Genomic DNA, 16,907 nt, shown 5'->3' on the forward strand with positions numbered 1-16,907 from the left:
CGGATGCTGAACATGTTGTGTCGAAGTATACATATTTACAACAACAATAACAAAAAATTAAAAATACCTGATCTGTATTTTTAAAAATTTCGAGTAATTTTATGGCTGTTATAAATAATAAAAACTATCAAAAAGTTGTAGAAAAAGTTTTATCTTCTTCTAAAGCTAATAAAGTACTAAAGAGTGCAATTAAGGACTTATCATCTTCAAAGAGTATAAGCTTAAGAACGATGTTACTCGGAGCAAGATTTATTTTAACTAATCCTGTAAATACTTATAATCTTGTTAAGCTTGCTAACTCTTCTAAGATATATCTTGATCCGGAATTTCAAAAATCACTTCTTAAAAAATCTCCAATATGGGAATTTTTAAAAAAACATTCGGATGATTTGCCTAAAATAGGTCAAATCTTAGCAAATGCGGGCTTTAGAGAATTTCAAGATAAGAGTGCTTTAGATAAAAAGGGACTCGAAATACTAAAAGAATGTTTTAAAAATGAACAAGTACTTAAAACACTTCAAGAAATTGCAGTTGAAGTAAAGCAAGAGCTACCGGACTGGAATAAAGTGACTGCTAGAACTTTAGATATGCTGGTTACCGATAAAAACTTCCAAAAATTCTTTAACGAAAAGAGTGAAGATATTACGAAATACATACGTACAGGAGCAACTGAAATACTTCCAAGCGATTATATAAAAACTTTTGATGATATATTACAAAAACCCGAAAAGGAAAATTTATTAAAAATATTTAATGAACATCCTGATTTTAAGCAAGAACTGGCTAAAAATATAAACAATCCTAATACTCTAAAAAGATTTAATAAGTTATCTCCTGAAAAACAAATAATTATTGAAAATTTCTTAGAAGAAGCAAAAGAACAAGCTAAACCTTTCTTAAAAGAACATTTTGAAACCTACAAAATTGATCTTAAAATTTTAGATATTATTCCTACTTTATTAAATAAAATGCCTGAGACAAAAGAGATTTTTGATACTCTTAATGCTCCAAATCAAGGTGTAATGATATCTCTTGAGAAATCCTTAGAAATGGTAGCTGGTGATGATAAATTAAAAAGTTTTTTTGCTAATAATAAAACAATCTTACCAAATATTGCTTTAGGTATTATTGAAAATACTCCTAGCGTACAAAGCATAACAAAAGAATATAATTTTGATAAACAAATGCTTAGTATTGTAGGCGAAGTTATGTCAAAACCGGAAATTGCTCATGAGATTATTGCAGACTTAAATAAAGGTGATTATATGAGTTTAACCGGTAATATAATCTCCATCCTTAATGATCCTTCATTTAAATTAAAAGATATATTAGTAGAGCAAAGTAAAGAAGGTCTATTTGATAATTTAATTACAGGAGTTTTAGAACAAGATGCAAAAAATAGCCAAACTATAAAACAACAACTTATAAATTATGGTCTGGAAGCGAGTGATGTTACAAAGCTAACGAGCATAATGCCTATATTACTTGATAAATCTGAATCATTAAAAAAGGTTTTTCGAGATTTTATTAAAGGTGATTATACGGGAATGGCAAAAGAGTTAATAGCTTTAACTAAAGACAATCCTGAAATTAAAAAATATTTAAACAATAATAGAGAAATATTTGCAAGTATTTTAGATAAAACTTTAGTAGACATACCAGGTATAAATAACCTTGATAAGCAAGAATTATATAATGTACTTCCATCAATGTTAAACCATCCTAATGAATTAGTTAAAGTTATAGAAGAGATTGAAAAAAGTAATTATCGTGGGGCTGCTAGTGCTATATATAATTTAGCTCAAAAAACAAATTATTTGGAAGGGCAATTGCCGAATATTATAAAAGCAGGTTTTAGCTATGCTACTGCAAAAGTAAAAGACGTATTTAGTCCATCACAAGATTTTAAAGATAAAACTATAGATGAAATTACTCTTAGAAATAATTTACATAAAATACAAAATGGAAAATTCAGCTTAGAGGGAGCTATATTAGTAGGTAATTTATCTAATATCGACTTCTCAGGCGTATCATTAAAAAATGCAGATTTAACTAAAGTAACCTCTTTCAAAGATTGTAATTTTAAAAATATTAATTTAGCAGAGGCTAAATTACCTGATAATTTAATGCTACTTACTGATACTTACAATCTTGATAAGGCTATCCCTCCTTTAGTACCTAAACTAATTAAAGAACAACAAGCAAAGTTAATTGATAAGGCAATTGATAAAGTATTTTTACAAATACAAGCTGAAGGAAAAAGAAATGTACTTAGTAAACAAAAAATTGCTCAACAAGTAAAAAGATTATATGAAGAAAATCAAACGATTAAAGACTATATTATAGAAAAACTAAATTCACTACCTATGAATATGGTTACTAACTTAGCTACTCCTAAAACAAATCAATATAAACATATTACAAATCATGTAAATTCTCCATTACAAATATTGAACCCTTTATATGAAAATATTGCAAATAAACAAAATATTAAGAGTAATTTATTGGCAAATATTTTAAGCGAGAAAATATCACAAAAACTTTTTGATAAAGGTGATAATAGAGGTGAAGATTTTTACATGATAAATCAGATGCTAAAACCTATCGTTTCTGAATATTCTAAAGAAAATCCGGATAATATAAATAATTTTTTAGAGCCACAAAATCTAGAAAAGTTAGCAAGTAATATTGCCTCTACTTTAAATTCTAAATCTAAATATACTGGGGTAGGCACTATTACCGGTGGAATTTATTTACCAAAAGAAATCTTCAATGAACAGTTAAAAGATAACTTTAAAAATGAGTTTGAAAATATTAATAAATTAAATGTTTTAAAAGAAGCAAAAAATATAGTTTCAAATTTAGATAGTAAGGTGCATATAGTAGATAATCACGATAAATCACATACTTACGTATCATTACCTACAAAAAGTAAAAAAATACACAACAGATAACCCCATAAATCTTAGATCAAATTAATTTAATTACCATATTATGTAATATAAATTAAAATATTTAAGTAGTAGTAGTGCTTAATTTATTTCTTTGAATCAATTTTAAGATAATTTTATGTTTATATAATTAAATATATTGCATTATTTTTATGGCAGTGACAAATTCCATTAAAGATATTAAATTAAAGAATTTTAATAAAACTGTTAAAGGGACATTATCTTCTCCTGATGCAGACAAGGCATTGACAATGCTTTATTTATGACCTTGCATCTCCAAAGAAAAAAATATGACCAGTTTAGTATATATCTTGATTCAAAGTTTCAAAAATCTGTTCTTGAAAAATCCGAAATATAGGATTTTCTAAAAAAGCATGCCGATGATTTACCAAAAATAGGACAAATCTTAGCAAAAGCAGGTTTTAGAGAATTTCAAGATAAGAGTGCTTTAGATAAAAAGGGACTCGAAATACTAAAAGAATGTTTTAAAAATGATGCTGTACTTAAAAGCCTTCAAGAAATTGCACTTGAGATAAAGCAAGAAGTACCGGACTATAATATAAAGTAACTTCTAAAAAATTAGAAATGTTATCCACGGATAAAAATTGCTTAAAATTTTTTAATGAAAGAGGTAACGATATTACGAATTACATAACTGAAATACTTCCAAGCGACTATATAAAAGCTTTTGATGATATATTACACAAACCTCAAAGTAATGACACATATGCAAAAGTTATAAAAATATTTAATGAACATCCTGAGTTTAAACCAAGAGCTGGCTGAAAATATAAACAATCCTAATGCTCTAAAAAGGTTTAATAAATTATCTCCTGAAAAATAAATAATTATAGAAGGTTTCTTAATAGAAACTAAAGAACAAGGCTAAACCTTTCTTAAAAGAATATTTGGAAAGCTATAAAGTTGATCCGAGTATTGTACTTTATTAAATAAAATGCCTGAAACAACAGAGATTTTTGATACTCTGAATGCAAATCAAGGAGTAATGGTGGCTCTTGAGAAATCTTTAGAAATGGTAGCGGGTGACGATAAATTAAAAAATTTTTTTTGCTGATAATAAAACAGTCTTACCAGATATTGCCTCAGCTATTATTGAAAATACTCCGAATATAAAAAGCATGACGAAAGAATATAATTTCGATAAACAAATGCTTAGTATATAGTAGGTGAAGTTATGTCAAAACCGGCAATTGCACATGCTATTATTACAGATATAAATAAAGGTGATGATATGACCGTAACAAGCCGTGTAATTACTGCTTTTAACGAACCTTCATTTAAGTTAAAAGATATTAGTAGAGCAAAGTAAAGAGGGTTTTATTCGATAATTTAATTAAAGGCATTTAAGAGCAAGATGAAAAAAATAGCCACACTATAAAACAGCAGCTTGAAAATTATGGACTAGAAACAAAAGATACTACAAAACTTACGAATGTAATGCCTATATTACTTGATAATCCTGCATCATTAAAAAAGGTTTTTGATGGATTTGTTAAAGGTGATTATACGGGAATAGCTAAAGAATTGGTAATGTTAACTAAAGATAATCCCGAGATCAAAAAATATTTAAACGATAATAAGGAAATATTTACAGGTATTTTAGATAAAACTTTAAAAGATGTACCCGGTATAAATAAGCTCGATAAGAAAGAATTATATAGTATACTCACACCTATGCTCAATCAACCGGATAAGCTGATTCAAAGCTTAGAAAATATTGAAAATAAAAAATATATTAATGTTGCTACTAGTATAGGTAGTTTAGTTTGAAAAGAAGGGCAAGCACTGAATATTATTAAACAAATACTAAATGTTGTTAAAGCGGGAGTTGGTTATTTTAATCAAAAATCTGATAAGAAACCAGAATTAGAAAATAAAGTTCCGGCTGATGTATTAAAAGAAGCACAAAGTATCGTCTCAAATTTAAATAGTAAGATTAATATTGTAGGACCTCAGACAAATACACTTTCCATTACTCCTATTTCCAATAATAAAAAGCAAGAAGAAATACGTAGATAAGCTATATAGTTTTAAAAGGTTTTTTTAAAGTTTGAGTAAATTCTTCTTGGTTAGTATATTCCAATGTGATTTTATCTTGTATCTGATTTTTAAACCAAGTAACTTGTCTTTTAGCATACTGACGGGTGCGTATTTGAGCTGCATTTAAAGCCTCATCTAAAGTGAGATTGCCGTTTAAATAAGCTAAAATTTCTTTTATCCCTACAGCTTTCCAATTCGTATAATCTTTAGGAGCAAATTGCTTTTTTATTAAAGCTATTTCGTCAATTGCCCCTTCTTTAAATATCTTATCTAAACGCTCATCACATGTTTTATATAAAAATTTTCGCTCAGGATTTAAGAAAATAATTTTGAAATTAAAATCAGGTAAGATTTGTTCTTTTGGCAAAGTTTGAAAAGAAAAAATAGATTTATTAGTTTGCATGAATACTTCATAAGCTCTAATTAAACGCTGAGTATCATTTTGGTTTATTTTAGAAGCAGCAAGCGGGTCAAGCTTCTCTAATTTACCCCATAATTCTATATTGCCTATTTTAGCATGTAAGTTTCTTACCTGTTCTCGTAAATCTTCTGATATATCAGGAATATTATTATAGCCAAAAACTAAAGAATTGATATATAAACCCGTTCCACCTATTAATATAGGTAGCTTACCCCTGTCGGTTATTTCTTTTATTTTTTCTGTCGCAAGTTTTAGATATTTTATTACCGAGAAATCTTCTGTCATTGATAAGAAGTTATATAAGTGATACAAGATTTCAGTTTTGTAGCTTTTCGGAGGGGAGGCGGTAATAATAGGAATTTCCTTATAAACCTGCATTGAGTCGATATTAATGATTTCGCCGTTATAAGCTTTAGCCAGTTCATGACCTAAATAAGACTTCCCGCTAGCAGTCGGCCCGCATAATATAATTATACTCTTCTGCTTTGAAGAATTGTTTCTGCAAAACTTTGGATCACCTATTAAATATAGGCTGTGCGTACTCGCTCCTCGTTTTACATTCCCATTCTCCAAATCATTTGAGTATATTTCTTTCTTTGTCACTGGTTTAACTAATAAATACGAACTTGTATCGTCATTTCGAGCCAGCATTTATGCTGGCGTGGCAATCTCAGGAGTTTTTTATATTATCTTATGAGATTGCTGCGTCGTTGCTAACGCAACTCCTCGCAATGACGGAAAAACCTATCCATGTAACAATGCCTCGCAGGAATGACCTCATACCCTTAAACGGTTTCATCAGTATTAATAGTATTTCCTAAAGTCTCAGTATTAACATTACTATCTGCCGGTCCACTAAATGTTATTGTACCAAGTTTGTTGTCATAACTAATAGTTGGACCACTAAATTAAGCCTGCATCACTGTCAATGGTCAGACTATTTAAACCGTTAGATACGGCTACGTCACTGTTAAGTTTAAAAATGAGAGGATTATCAGTAGGCTCAAGGTCTTTATGTTTTATTACTAATGGTGCCTCAATGTTAATATTTAATGTATTTGCACCTATTGGCGTTATTGTAACTAATTTAGTATCAACAAATGAGTGATTGATACCTGAGATTTTTAACATATTATTTTTCTTTATATTAATTTAATGTAAGAAAAATATATAAAATAATATTTTAGAAAGCAATAATGTTTTAATAATTAATTAATAACCCGTATTTTTCAAGATATTTATTAATTATAGTGATTATTTCCTCTAAACCATTCTTACTATCTGATTCAGCCCTTGCAACTATAATAGATTCGGTATTAGAGCTACGCAAGAGCCACCAACCATGTACAGTATTTACCCGTACACCGTCTATATCATTAAACTCTATTTTCTCTTCTAATGATTTTTCTTTAATCTCTTTAATAATTTGTAATTTTAACTCTGAAGGAACAAAAATTTTAATTTCCGGTGTACTATAGCTTTTCGGTACATCTTCTATTATCTCATCTAGAGTTTTACTTGATCTACTAAGTAAATCTAAAAATCTAAGAGCTGCATAAATTGCATCGTCAAAACCAAAATATTTATCGGCAAAGAATATATGCCCGCTCATTTCGCCAGCGAGTAAAGCCTTTGTCTCAAGCATTTTGCTTTTAATAAAAGGATGACCTGTTCGCCATATTATAGGATGTCCTCCATATGATTTTATTTTAGTGACTATAAATTGGCTGACTTTTACATCAACTATTATAGTTGCGTTTGGATTTTCCTTTAAAATATCCTCAGCAAAAATGCATAAAATTTGATCACCAAATAATATTTTACCGCTTGAGCTTATAATGCCGATTCTATCACCGTCACCGTCAAAAGCTATACCAAGGTCACAATTTTGTTCTTTAACCACTTTTATTAGCTCCTGCAAATTAGCAGGATTTGTAGGATCAGGATGATGGCTTGGAAAATTCCCGTCAATCTTACTATGTATGATTATATTCTTGTTTGAGAGATGCTTTTTAAGTTCTTCAACAATATCGCCGGTTGCTCCATTGCCGCAATCCCAAGCTACTTTTAATTTTGGATTAATGTTTATTCCATCTAAAATACGTTTTAGGTATTTAGATTGTATATTATGGATTCCTGCTTTCGCAGGAATGACATAAGGGGATGCTGGTGTGGTATTGGAGTAGTTATCCAAAATCTTAGTCAATAACTCCTGTATCTGATCACCGAAAAAAGGTTTACCGTTTTGTAGTATTTTAAAGCCGTTATCGTCACGAGGATTGTGTGACCCCGTGACCATAATACTACCGGCGGGCGTAAAGTGTTTATCGGCAAAATATAAAACCGGTGTTGGAACTACGCCAATATTTATGATTTCAGCCCCTACATTAGTTAATCCTAGTTCTAAAGCTTTACAAAGGGTAGGGGAACTAAGCCGACCGTCTAAACCGACACAGATTTTATCGTTATCTTTCGTTATAGTCATCTCGGCAAAACCAAAGCCGATTTTATAAGCTACTTCTTCCGTTAAATCTTTAAGGCTATTGCCTCTTATATCATAAGCCCTAAAAATTTCTTTGTTAATTTGCATAGAAAACTGTTTTGAATATTATTACATGGCTCTTATGTCATTCCTGCAAAAGAGCCTTGTTGCATGGCTCGGAAAACCTACTCGATGTCATTCCCACATAGGCGGGAATGACATAAAACAATCCATGCAACAACACCTGCAAGTCGCTCGCAATGACGAATTTGCATAGTCTAGAAACTAAAGCTCTCACCTAAATACACTTCCTTAACTTTCTTGCTATTTGCTATTTCCTTAGCGCTTCCTTCTAATAATACTTTACCTTCAAAAATAACATAAGCACGGTCGACTATATCTAGAGTGTCACGTACGTTATGGTCGGTAATTAATATACCTATATTAAATTCACGTAAATAAGTAATTAGATTTTTGATATCGGAAATAGCAAGCGGGTCAATACCGGCAAGCGGTTCATCAAGCATGATAAATTTAGGCTCTATTGCAAGTGCACGTGCAATCTCAAGCCTACGCCTTTCACCGCCTGATAAGCTAGCAGCGGATAAATCTTTTAAATGCACTATCGCAAACTTCTCTAACAAATTATGGGTTTTTTGTTCAATTACTTCTTTATCATTTTCAGATATCTCAACTACAGCCTTAATATTATCTTCAACCGACAATCCCCGAAATATCGAAGGTTCTTGAAGAAGATAGCCGATTCCAAGCCTTGCTCGTAAATAAATAGGCAAGTTGGTAATATTTATATCATTTAACAGTAATTGCCCTGAGTCCGGTTTCATTAAACCGATAATAATGTTAAAGCAAGTTGTTTTACCGGCTCCATTCGGACCGAATAAACCAACTATCTCTCCTTGTTTTATATTCAGAGATATATCAGTTAATATATTCCTTTTTTTGTAGGATTTTGATATATTTTTAATGTGTAAGCTGTCCATCTTTTTTATTTGTTAAGATTTTGTTGCGTGGATTAATTTTCAACGTCATTGCGAGAAAATTACGTAAGTAATTGACGAAGCAATCCAGTTAAAAATACTAATCTTTAGTATTTTTTTTAATTATTTTCTGGATTGTCACACTTCTTGCAATCGCTTGCAATGACGTACCAACGGTAAATAGCTCTATTTCTTAATAATATCTACATAGTAGATTAGTTTATTAGTTTTTAAAACATTATCGTCACGCTGTAATATTACATTACCAAGTAGAATAAGTTGTTTATTATCGAAAAAATATTTAGCACTATCTGCAAGTAATAATTCATTATTTATTTTTCTTTCTACAGTCAATTTAGTAGGGACAACTATATGATCAATAGTTTGCTTTTCATCTATTGTTTTATAAAAAATATATAATTCTTTCGTTCTAAGTATCGCATTATCGAAGTACACAATAACATTTTCAAGATATGCTGCTTTTTGTTTGGTTCTATCAATAATTAAACTATCAGATGTGATATGTAAATTTGAAATATTTTTATCATTAGCATATATTATGGTACTAATTATAAAAAGTAAAACAAGTTTAATAATAGACATCTTTCCAAACTTCGCTTCTAGAGGTAATTTAGACGTCGAATCAGTACTCGTATCCTCACGTACTGCTTTGTACGCTGCAGTGCTGCGTTCCATGTCTCCTTTAACTTCCTCTCTATAAGCTGATTTGGAAAGATGTCTATTCCGATAAATCGATGATTGTAGAGACATTGCCTTTAAAAATTATAATATTATTTTCATCTTTCGTATTAAAACTATCCGAAGTAATTGAAGAGTTTTTGTAAAGTAACTTAGCAGGGGAATGACCGGTTATATTCTTATTTACTAAATCAATCCTTGCATCGTTAGTGTTAAATATGATCTCATCAAAAAAAAGTTTTACATCGTTTTTTAAATCTAATATGTTTGATTCTTCATCTAAAAAGCCTTCTTTCGCATTGATAATAAGAGTTTGGTCTTGATTTACGTTATAAATAGCATTTATTATATCTAGTTTATATTTGTTATCCGACTCTTTTATAGCTCGTTCAGTTTTAATCTTATACGCATTTAAATTTTTATTTACTCCTTCAAAAATTGAATCTTTCAATATAATATTATACTTTAAATCAAAATTTTTATTATCTTTTAAACTTTTTTTTGTAACGTTAATATCGTTTTCTTCATTAATATAACCGCTTTTAATTAATATATATCCTATATACAAAATTCCAACTGTTATTAAAAGATATACAGATTTCCAAATTTTTTTTCGCCGTTTATAAGAAGAGGGCATAGATTTTAGCTAACCCCTATGCATAGTAAATCATGAATATGAATAATGCCTATAATAATATTATTCTCATCAACAATCGGTATATTAGTGATATTCTTGGCTTTCATTAAATTTAAAGCCTCTTTTGCAAATATTTCCGATGAGATATGAATAGGGTTTTTGGTCATAATGCTTGATGCTGTTTTTAAGTGGATTTGATCGTTAATATGACGACGTAAATCCCCATCGGTTATAATTCCCATCAAATTTTGGTTTTTATCTGTTACAAGCGTACAACCTAAACGTTTTTTATTCATAATAATTATAGTTTCGGCAAAGGAAGTATCTTCATATACTAAAGGTATTTCATCACCGCTACGCATTAGGTTTTTAATTTTTGTTAAATTAGCACCGATTGTACCTCCCGGATGATAAATTTTAAAATCATCTTTAGTAAAGCCTCGTTTTTCATGTATAACAGTCATTAAAGCATCACCGAGTGATAGCATGATTAAAGATGATATAGTAGGAGCTCCAATTACAGAAGCTTCCGGGTATTCAGGTACTATTAATAAAAAATCGCTTCTTTTAGCTAAAGTAGAATTTTTATTCATTGTCATTGCAGCAATTTTTATGGAAGAGTTCTTGCAATATTCAATTATATTAAATAGTTCTTTAGTTTCACCGGAATTAGATAACATAATTACTAGATCATTTCTCGTCACCATACCTAAATCGCCGTGACTTGCTTCTGCCGGATGTAAATAAAAAGCAGGCATACCGGTTGAAGAAAAGCTAGCAGCTATTTTTCTTGCAATATAACCGCTTTTGCCTATGCCGGTTAGAATTATCCGTCCTTTGAAAGATAGTAAAAATTCTATAATTCTGTTAAAGTCTTCAGGGATATTTGCGGATAATTTTTCTAAAGCACTTGCTTCACTAGAAATAACCCTCTTTGCGATGATTCGGTAATTATTTGTGTCGGTCATTTTTTTACTCATTTGTCATACCGTGGCTTGTCCACGGCATCCAGTAAATTATTAGTATTATGAACTATTTTTGTGGATACCCGAACCGTCATTGCAAGCAGCAGCCGTAAGCTGCACGGCAATCTCATGAAATAATAACAAACTCCTGAGATTGCTTCGTCAATTGCTTCGTAATTTCCTCGCAATGACGATTAAGCTTCATATCAATTAAAATACTTACGTTCTGTAATTACTTCAGCAGTTTCAGCATTATTATCTTCATTCCAAGCTCGTTTTTTACTAGAATCACGTCGCTGTTCAGGTTCTGAATTGTCCTTAGCATTAGTTTTTGGCTTTGTATTATTTGAAGATTTATCTTTATCGGCATTTTTAATAGTTAATTTTGCTTTGCCTTTATTATCAAAGCCTATTAGCTTAACTTTTACTATATCACCTTGTTTTAAAACACTGCTAACCGTTTCTATTCTTTCTTCTGAAATTTCACTAATATGAACAAAGCCGTCTTTATTACCTAAATAATTAATAAAAGCACCGGAATCTAAGACTTTCATTACCGTACCGTTAAATATTTCACCGATTTCAGGTTCAACGGCAATAGCTTTAATTTTATCTAAGGCAACTTTTAGCTTATCTCTATCTGAAGCATAAATAGACACCGTACCGTCATCGCTTATATCTATTTTAGCACCGCTAATTTCACAAATTTCCTTTATTACTTTACCGCCCGGTCCTATAATATCTCTAATTTTATCCTTATCTATTTTTATAGTAGTAGTAGAAGGAGCATTTTTACTTAGTTCGTTATTTGGTTTACTGATAACTTTATTCATTTGCTCCAGTATATGCAAACGACCGAGTCGTGCTTGCTCTAAAGCTACTTTCATTATTTTAAAATCTACTCCGGATATTTTGATATCCATTTGTAATGCAGTAATCCCTTCGCTAGTTCCTGCAACCTTAAAGTCCATATCACCGAAATAATCTTCATCGCCGAGAATATCCGATAATACGGCAAATTTTTTGCCTTCCTTAACAAGTCCCATAGCAATACCCGCAACCGGTGCTTTTATCGGTACGCCGGCATACATTAAAGCAAGAGAACTACCGCAAACAGTTGCCATTGAAGAAGAACCGTTAGACTCCGTAGTTTCGGCAACTACTCTAATAGAATAAGGAAATTGTACTTTATTAGGTAATATTGGATTAATAGCACGCCATGCGAGTTTACCGTGTCCGACTTCACGACGACTAGGTACTTTCATCGGCATTGCTTCATTTACAGAGTAGGGCGGAAAGATATAATTGAGCATAAAACGCTCTTTATACTCACCCTCTAAACTGTCAACTATCTGCTCATCTAAACTAGTACCGAATGTAGTACTAACTAAGCTTTGCGTTTCACCTCTAGTAAATAAAGCTGAACCATGTGCGGAAGGTAGTAAACCTATTTCACAAGCAATTTGTCTTATATCCGTGGTACTTCTTCCATCGATACGTCTATTTTTTTCTAAAATCTCGTTACGTAATATATCTGATTCAATAGCTTTTAAAGCTGATTCGATTTGATAATTACTATATTTTTTATTTTCTATGTCGCTTACAAAATGTGTAAGAACTTTTTCAGGTATTAAATCTAAATTAGTGCTACGTTCTTGTTTAGATTTAATTGCAAAAGCTTGTTCAATTTCTTTTACAAATAACTTCTCAATTTCTTTCTTTAATGAAGCAGGATATAAATCTTGCATTTCAAGTTTTGGTTTTTTAGCTTCTTCTGCTAGTTCTTTAATTATCTTTATTACCGGCTGAAAGCTTTCAAATCCAAATTTTACGGCTTCTAACATTTGTTCTTCAGAAAGTAAATGCGCTTCCGATTCAACCATCATTACTGAATCTGATGTTCCTGCAACTACTAAATCAAGCTGACTTGTTTTTAATAATTCAAGTGTCGGATTTAAAACAAATTCACCATTGATTAAACCTACTTTACTTGCTGCAACCATTTCTAGATAAGGAGCAGGGGATAGGCTAAGTGCAGCCGATGCACCGATAATTGCAAGTATATCTACCGGAATTTCAGGATCATATGAAAGAACACTGCAAGTTACATGCGTTTCATTCACAAAAGCCGGATGAAACAATGGTCTAATCGGTCTATCTATTAAACGAGATACTAAAACTTCTCTATCTGATGCTTTTCCCTCACGTTTAAAAAATCCCCCTGGTATCTTACCGGCAGCATATGCCATTTCTCTATAATTAATTGTTAACGGAAAAAAACCTATACCCTCTTTTGCTTTGTTAGCTACTACTACCGTACATAATAAAACGGAATTACCCATTTTTACCGTAACTGCCCCGTCAGCTTGCCTTGCTATTTTACCTGTACTAAGCTCAAGAACTTTCCCGTTCCATGTAACACTCTTAGTTATTTCGTTAAACATCTATTTATCTCATTTCATAATTTATATTTTATTGTATTCTACCACGTCATTGCGAGGAAAATTACGAAGTAATCTCAGGATATTTGACGAAATTGCCACGCAGCCTACGGCTGCTCGCAATGAATGACGATCATCCAACTACTTAATCTTTCTAATTCCTAGCTTACTTATTAAATCTAAATATTTGCTAACATTATTCTTTTTAATATAGTTAAGTAATCTGCGGCGACGCCCGACTAAAATTAATAATCCGCGTCTTGAAGTATGATCTTTATGGTTAGATTTAAAATGCTCGGTTAAATTATTGATTCTTTCAGTTAAAATAGCACATTGCACTGCACTTGAACCGGTATCATTTTCCGTTATAGCATATTCTTTAATTAATTGTTGTTTACGTTCTGTAGTAATCGACATCGATAATTTCTCCTTAAATATATAGACTTCCAGTTTTAAAAGAAGTCTTGTGTTAAATTAAATACTCGTAAAGAATTAAAGCAACTCTTGTTTAAGCTACCTATTGCAAGCAAAGTGCCTTTATAGCGAACCCATAAAAGATCAACAGACATCTTGCCACACTCTACTTCTAGAGGTAATTTGTACGTCAATCCGGTACTCGAATCCTCATGTACTAAAGTGTACGTTGTGGTGCTGCGTTCCGTGTTTCCTTCAAATTCCTCTCTATAAGCAAATTTGACAAGATGTCTAAAGTCTTTTTCATAATTAAATAAACATTTCTGTCCATATTTAATTTGCTGTGCTTGGCTGTCAGTTGCATCAAGAACCAGGATGTCGTCCAGTATTGCTTCTATCTTTATACTTTTTGCCTCTAGGGAATTTTTAGTAATTTCGTCAGGCGATTTAATTCGGATAGCATTTTCTTCTTTAAATATGCCAACCTGAATACGGCGTAATTCTATCACAAATCCTAAACTTTGCAAGGATAATGCCAAATCTTCTGCTAAAGTCCTTATATAAGTACCTTTTGAGCATTCCGTATAGTATGTAGCGGTAGCATTTTTCTCATCAAAATTTAAACATTTTAGATCATAAATAGTTATATTTCGTGGCTTTAATTCTACTGTTTTTCCCTCTCTAGCCAATTTATAAGCTCTTACACCGTTAACTTTAAGAGCTGAAAAAGCCGGCGGTATTTGTGTTACGTTACCGATAAATTTAGAACATACGGTATAAGCTTCTTCTTGAGAAGGGATACAATCTTTCGTTGCTATTACTTTACCGGCATAATCGCCGCTATTGGTTTGCGTTCCAAATTTTACGGTAAAAATATAGGTTTTTCTAGCATCAATTAGCAGATGTATCAGCTTTGTAGCTTCACCTACGGCAAGCGGTAATATTCCTTCCGCTTCTACGTCTAAAGTACCGGCATGTCCTATCTTGGTTTTACCGAGTATTTTTTTTACTATGCTAACAAGTTGAGCAGAACTTATACCTCTTGGTTTATAAATATTTAACCAATAATTACTCATTTTAATTTGATTTTAACTTGACTTAAATTTAGAAAATCTTTAATATATAACTCTAGCCAATAGCAAGATAGGTTAGACCAAATCATGACGATTAACCCCAGTAACATAGAAAATTCTTCCTCTAAAATCAATAGCTGTTTTTCCAACCTTACCGATTATATCTGGCCTATAAAACGCCATGAAGTTTCTAAATTTTTATTCATCACTTTATTAATGTTCTGTATTTTATTTATCCAAAATCTAATCAGAGCTTTAAAAGATAGTATTGTTACTACTATGATCGGTGCCGAGACTATCTCGTTTTTGAAGTTTTGGGGAGTGATGCCGTCAGCTTTTTTAATGACTGCTATATATGTAAAGCTTGTTAATCAGATGAAAGCAGAAAATATATTTTATCTTATTATATCAATATTTTTAACATTCTTTGCTCTTTTTGCTTACGTTATTTTTCCAAATCATGAAATGCTGCATTTAAGCCCTGTAACCGTTCAAAATTTAACGGCAAGTTTACCTAATTTAAAATGGTTTATATTGCTTTTATCAAAATGGGGTTTTTCGTTATTTTATATAATAGCCGAATTATGGCCAAACGTAGTTTTCGCATTACTTTTTTGGCAGTTTGTTAATAATATTACTACAGTGGAAGAATCTAAAAGATTTTATCCGTTATTCGGTTTACTTAGTCAAACAGGTATTTATTTAGCAGGGCAGTTTTTAGAAAATCTAAGTAATATTAATGATTACGTAACTAATAAATTTGCATTGCAATCGTCTTTTCATACACTTTCTATACAAATTATACTAACTATAGTATTAATTTTAGGAATAATAGCTATTAAAACTTTTTGGTTGCTTAATCATAAAGTACTAGACAAAGAGCATATGGCGTTACTCAGGTTTAAAGCAAAGAAAAAATCTATGACTATTGCCGAAAGTTTTCAGATGCTTCTATCGTCAAGACATATTAGATTAATTGCAACTTTGCTTATCTGCTATGGCATTGCCATTAATTTAGTAGAAGGTCCTTGGAAAGCAGCAGCTACTAAAATTTATAAAACTCCAACCGAATATGCAGCTTTTATAGGAAGTTATTTGCGCTATACCGGAGTATTTACTATTTTATTTGTCGTACTTGGTTCAAATATAGTTAGAAGACTTGGCTGGTTTACGGCGGCTGTTATCACGCCTTTAATAGTTTTTATTACCGGTATATTATTTTTTGCCGTTAATAATTTTGAAAGATTTGCCGGCTTAATAATAGCAAATTTTATTCTAACCGATCCTGCTTTAATTGCTATAACAATAGGTGCTATTCAAAATGTGCTTAGTAAATCAAGCAAATATACCTTATTTGATTCAACAAAAGAAATGGCCTATGTTCCTTTAGATCCGGAAATGAAAATAAAAGGCAAAGCTGCTGCCGACGTGATAGGTACAAAACTCGGTAAATCTGGTAGTGCATTTTTACAATCATTGATATTTATAATATTACCTTCCGCTAGTTATCAATCTATTTCCATCTGTTTAATGATTATATTTATAATTACTTGCTTAACCTGGCTTTGGGCAACTAAAGCACTCAATGAAGAATATAAAAATTCTATTAAATTTTCTCAATAATAATATTAGTTTTTTCTTGATATTACTAAAATTTCTATATACTATCTTTGACAGTATAACACAAACTGTGAAAAAGGATATGTTATGTCATTCCCGCGTAGGCGGGAATCCAGAAAAAAGCGAAATAAATCGAGCTTTTAAT

Annotated in this window: 12 protein-coding genes and 1 pseudogene; 3 read left to right on the top strand and 10 right to left on the bottom strand. The window is 31.1% G+C overall.

The genetic code is table 11. The features are described 5' to 3' along the window. Nucleotides 1-101: 101 nt before the first annotated feature. Complete coding sequence (locus tag RMA_RS03505; protein ID WP_041404684.1) at nucleotides 102-2,954, top strand: pentapeptide repeat-containing protein; 2,853 nt, start codon at nucleotides 102-104, stop codon at nucleotides 2,952-2,954. 301 nt (nucleotides 2,955-3,255) lie between these two features. Next, a pseudogene (locus RMA_RS10890) lies at nucleotides 3,256-4,820 on the top strand (hypothetical protein); the annotation flags it as partial. A gap of 172 nt (nucleotides 4,821-4,992) precedes the next feature. On the opposite strand, the gene miaA reads toward RMA_RS10890, so the two are convergent. The 10 genes from miaA to truB form a co-directional block, all read right to left on the bottom strand. After that, nucleotides 4,993-6,084, bottom strand: coding sequence for a tRNA (adenosine(37)-N6)-dimethylallyltransferase MiaA (miaA, locus tag RMA_RS03525; protein ID WP_012152798.1), 1,092 nt, complete (start codon nucleotides 6,082-6,084; stop codon nucleotides 4,993-4,995). 252 nt (nucleotides 6,085-6,336) lie between these two features. Beyond that, complete coding sequence (locus tag RMA_RS09860) at nucleotides 6,337-6,564, bottom strand: hypothetical protein (RefSeq protein WP_238375567.1); 228 nt, start codon at nucleotides 6,562-6,564, stop codon at nucleotides 6,337-6,339. A gap of 70 nt (nucleotides 6,565-6,634) precedes the next feature. After that, entirely contained in the window at nucleotides 6,635-8,023 is a 1,389-nt protein-coding gene (locus RMA_RS03535; protein WP_012152799.1) for a phosphomannomutase/phosphoglucomutase, read from the bottom strand. 170 nt (nucleotides 8,024-8,193) lie between these two features. Further along, complete coding sequence (gene lptB / locus RMA_RS03540) at nucleotides 8,194-8,916, bottom strand: LPS export ABC transporter ATP-binding protein (RefSeq protein WP_041404686.1); 723 nt, start codon at nucleotides 8,914-8,916, stop codon at nucleotides 8,194-8,196. Between the two features lie 183 nt (nucleotides 8,917-9,099). Then, a complete protein-coding gene (locus RMA_RS03545) occupies nucleotides 9,100-9,516 on the bottom strand; it encodes an LptA/OstA family protein (RefSeq protein WP_410526297.1) in 417 nt (138 codons plus the stop codon). A 136-nt stretch (nucleotides 9,517-9,652) separates the two neighbouring features. After that, nucleotides 9,653-10,249: an LPS export ABC transporter periplasmic protein LptC gene (gene lptC / locus RMA_RS03550; RefSeq protein ID WP_012152802.1), complete on the bottom strand. Its 597-nt coding sequence runs from the start codon at nucleotides 10,247-10,249 to the stop codon at nucleotides 9,653-9,655. A 5-nt stretch (nucleotides 10,250-10,254) separates the two neighbouring features. Beyond that, nucleotides 10,255-11,217 (bottom strand): SIS domain-containing protein, encoded by a 963-nt coding sequence (locus RMA_RS03555; RefSeq protein WP_041404994.1) that lies wholly within the window; start codon nucleotides 11,215-11,217, stop codon nucleotides 10,255-10,257. Between the two features lie 203 nt (nucleotides 11,218-11,420). Beyond that, entirely contained in the window at nucleotides 11,421-13,658 is a 2,238-nt protein-coding gene (gene pnp / locus RMA_RS03560; protein WP_012152804.1) for a polyribonucleotide nucleotidyltransferase, read from the bottom strand. A 138-nt stretch (nucleotides 13,659-13,796) separates the two neighbouring features. Next, the gene (rpsO, locus tag RMA_RS03565; protein WP_004995678.1) at nucleotides 13,797-14,072 is read right to left on the bottom strand and encodes a 30S ribosomal protein S15; all 276 of its coding nucleotides are present in this window, start codon (nucleotides 14,070-14,072) and stop codon (nucleotides 13,797-13,799) included. Between the two features lie 35 nt (nucleotides 14,073-14,107). After that, nucleotides 14,108-15,145, bottom strand: a complete 1,038-nt coding sequence (gene truB, locus RMA_RS03570) for a tRNA pseudouridine(55) synthase TruB (RefSeq protein WP_041404688.1) — start codon at nucleotides 15,143-15,145, stop codon at nucleotides 14,108-14,110. A gap of 84 nt (nucleotides 15,146-15,229) precedes the next feature. Between truB and tlc4 the strand changes: the two genes are divergently transcribed. Continuing rightward, nucleotides 15,230-16,765: an NTP/NDP exchange transporter Tlc4 gene (gene tlc4, locus RMA_RS03575; RefSeq protein ID WP_041404689.1), complete on the top strand. Its 1,536-nt coding sequence runs from the start codon at nucleotides 15,230-15,232 to the stop codon at nucleotides 16,763-16,765. Nucleotides 16,766-16,907: the final 142 nt, after the last annotated feature.

The organism is Rickettsia massiliae MTU5 (assembly GCF_000016625.1).
Taxonomy (GTDB): Bacteria; Pseudomonadota; Alphaproteobacteria; order Rickettsiales; family Rickettsiaceae; genus Rickettsia; species Rickettsia rickettsii.

Excerpts from the sequence above, each read along its gene's own strand:
- lptC (WP_012152802.1), bottom strand. The coding sequence starts at position 10,249 with ATGCCCTCTTCTTATAAACGGCGAAAAAAAATTTGGAAATCTGTATAT.
- RMA_RS03505 (WP_041404684.1), top strand. The coding sequence starts at position 102 with ATGGCTGTTATAAATAATAAAAACTATCAAAAAGTTGTAGAAAAAGTT.
- tlc4 (WP_041404689.1), top strand. The coding sequence starts at position 15,230 with ATGACGATTAACCCCAGTAACATAGAAAATTCTTCCTCTAAAATCAAT.
- miaA (WP_012152798.1), bottom strand. The coding sequence starts at position 6,084 with ATGCTGGCTCGAAATGACGATACAAGTTCGTATTTATTAGTTAAACCA.
- RMA_RS03535 (WP_012152799.1), bottom strand. The coding sequence starts at position 8,023 with ATGCAAATTAACAAAGAAATTTTTAGGGCTTATGATATAAGAGGCAAT.
- lptB (WP_041404686.1), bottom strand. The coding sequence starts at position 8,916 with ATGGACAGCTTACACATTAAAAATATATCAAAATCCTACAAAAAAAGG.
- RMA_RS03555 (WP_041404994.1), bottom strand. The coding sequence starts at position 11,217 with ATGACCGACACAAATAATTACCGAATCATCGCAAAGAGGGTTATTTCT.
- truB (WP_041404688.1), bottom strand. The coding sequence starts at position 15,145 with ATGAGTAATTATTGGTTAAATATTTATAAACCAAGAGGTATAAGTTCT.
- rpsO (WP_004995678.1), bottom strand. The coding sequence starts at position 14,072 with ATGTCGATTACTACAGAACGTAAACAACAATTAATTAAAGAATATGCT.
- RMA_RS09860 (WP_238375567.1), bottom strand. The coding sequence starts at position 6,564 with ATGTTAAAAATCTCAGGTATCAATCACTCATTTGTTGATACTAAATTA.
- RMA_RS03545 (WP_410526297.1), bottom strand. The coding sequence starts at position 9,516 with ATGTCTATTATTAAACTTGTTTTACTTTTTATAATTAGTACCATAATA.
- pnp (WP_012152804.1), bottom strand. The coding sequence starts at position 13,658 with ATGTTTAACGAAATAACTAAGAGTGTTACATGGAACGGGAAAGTTCTT.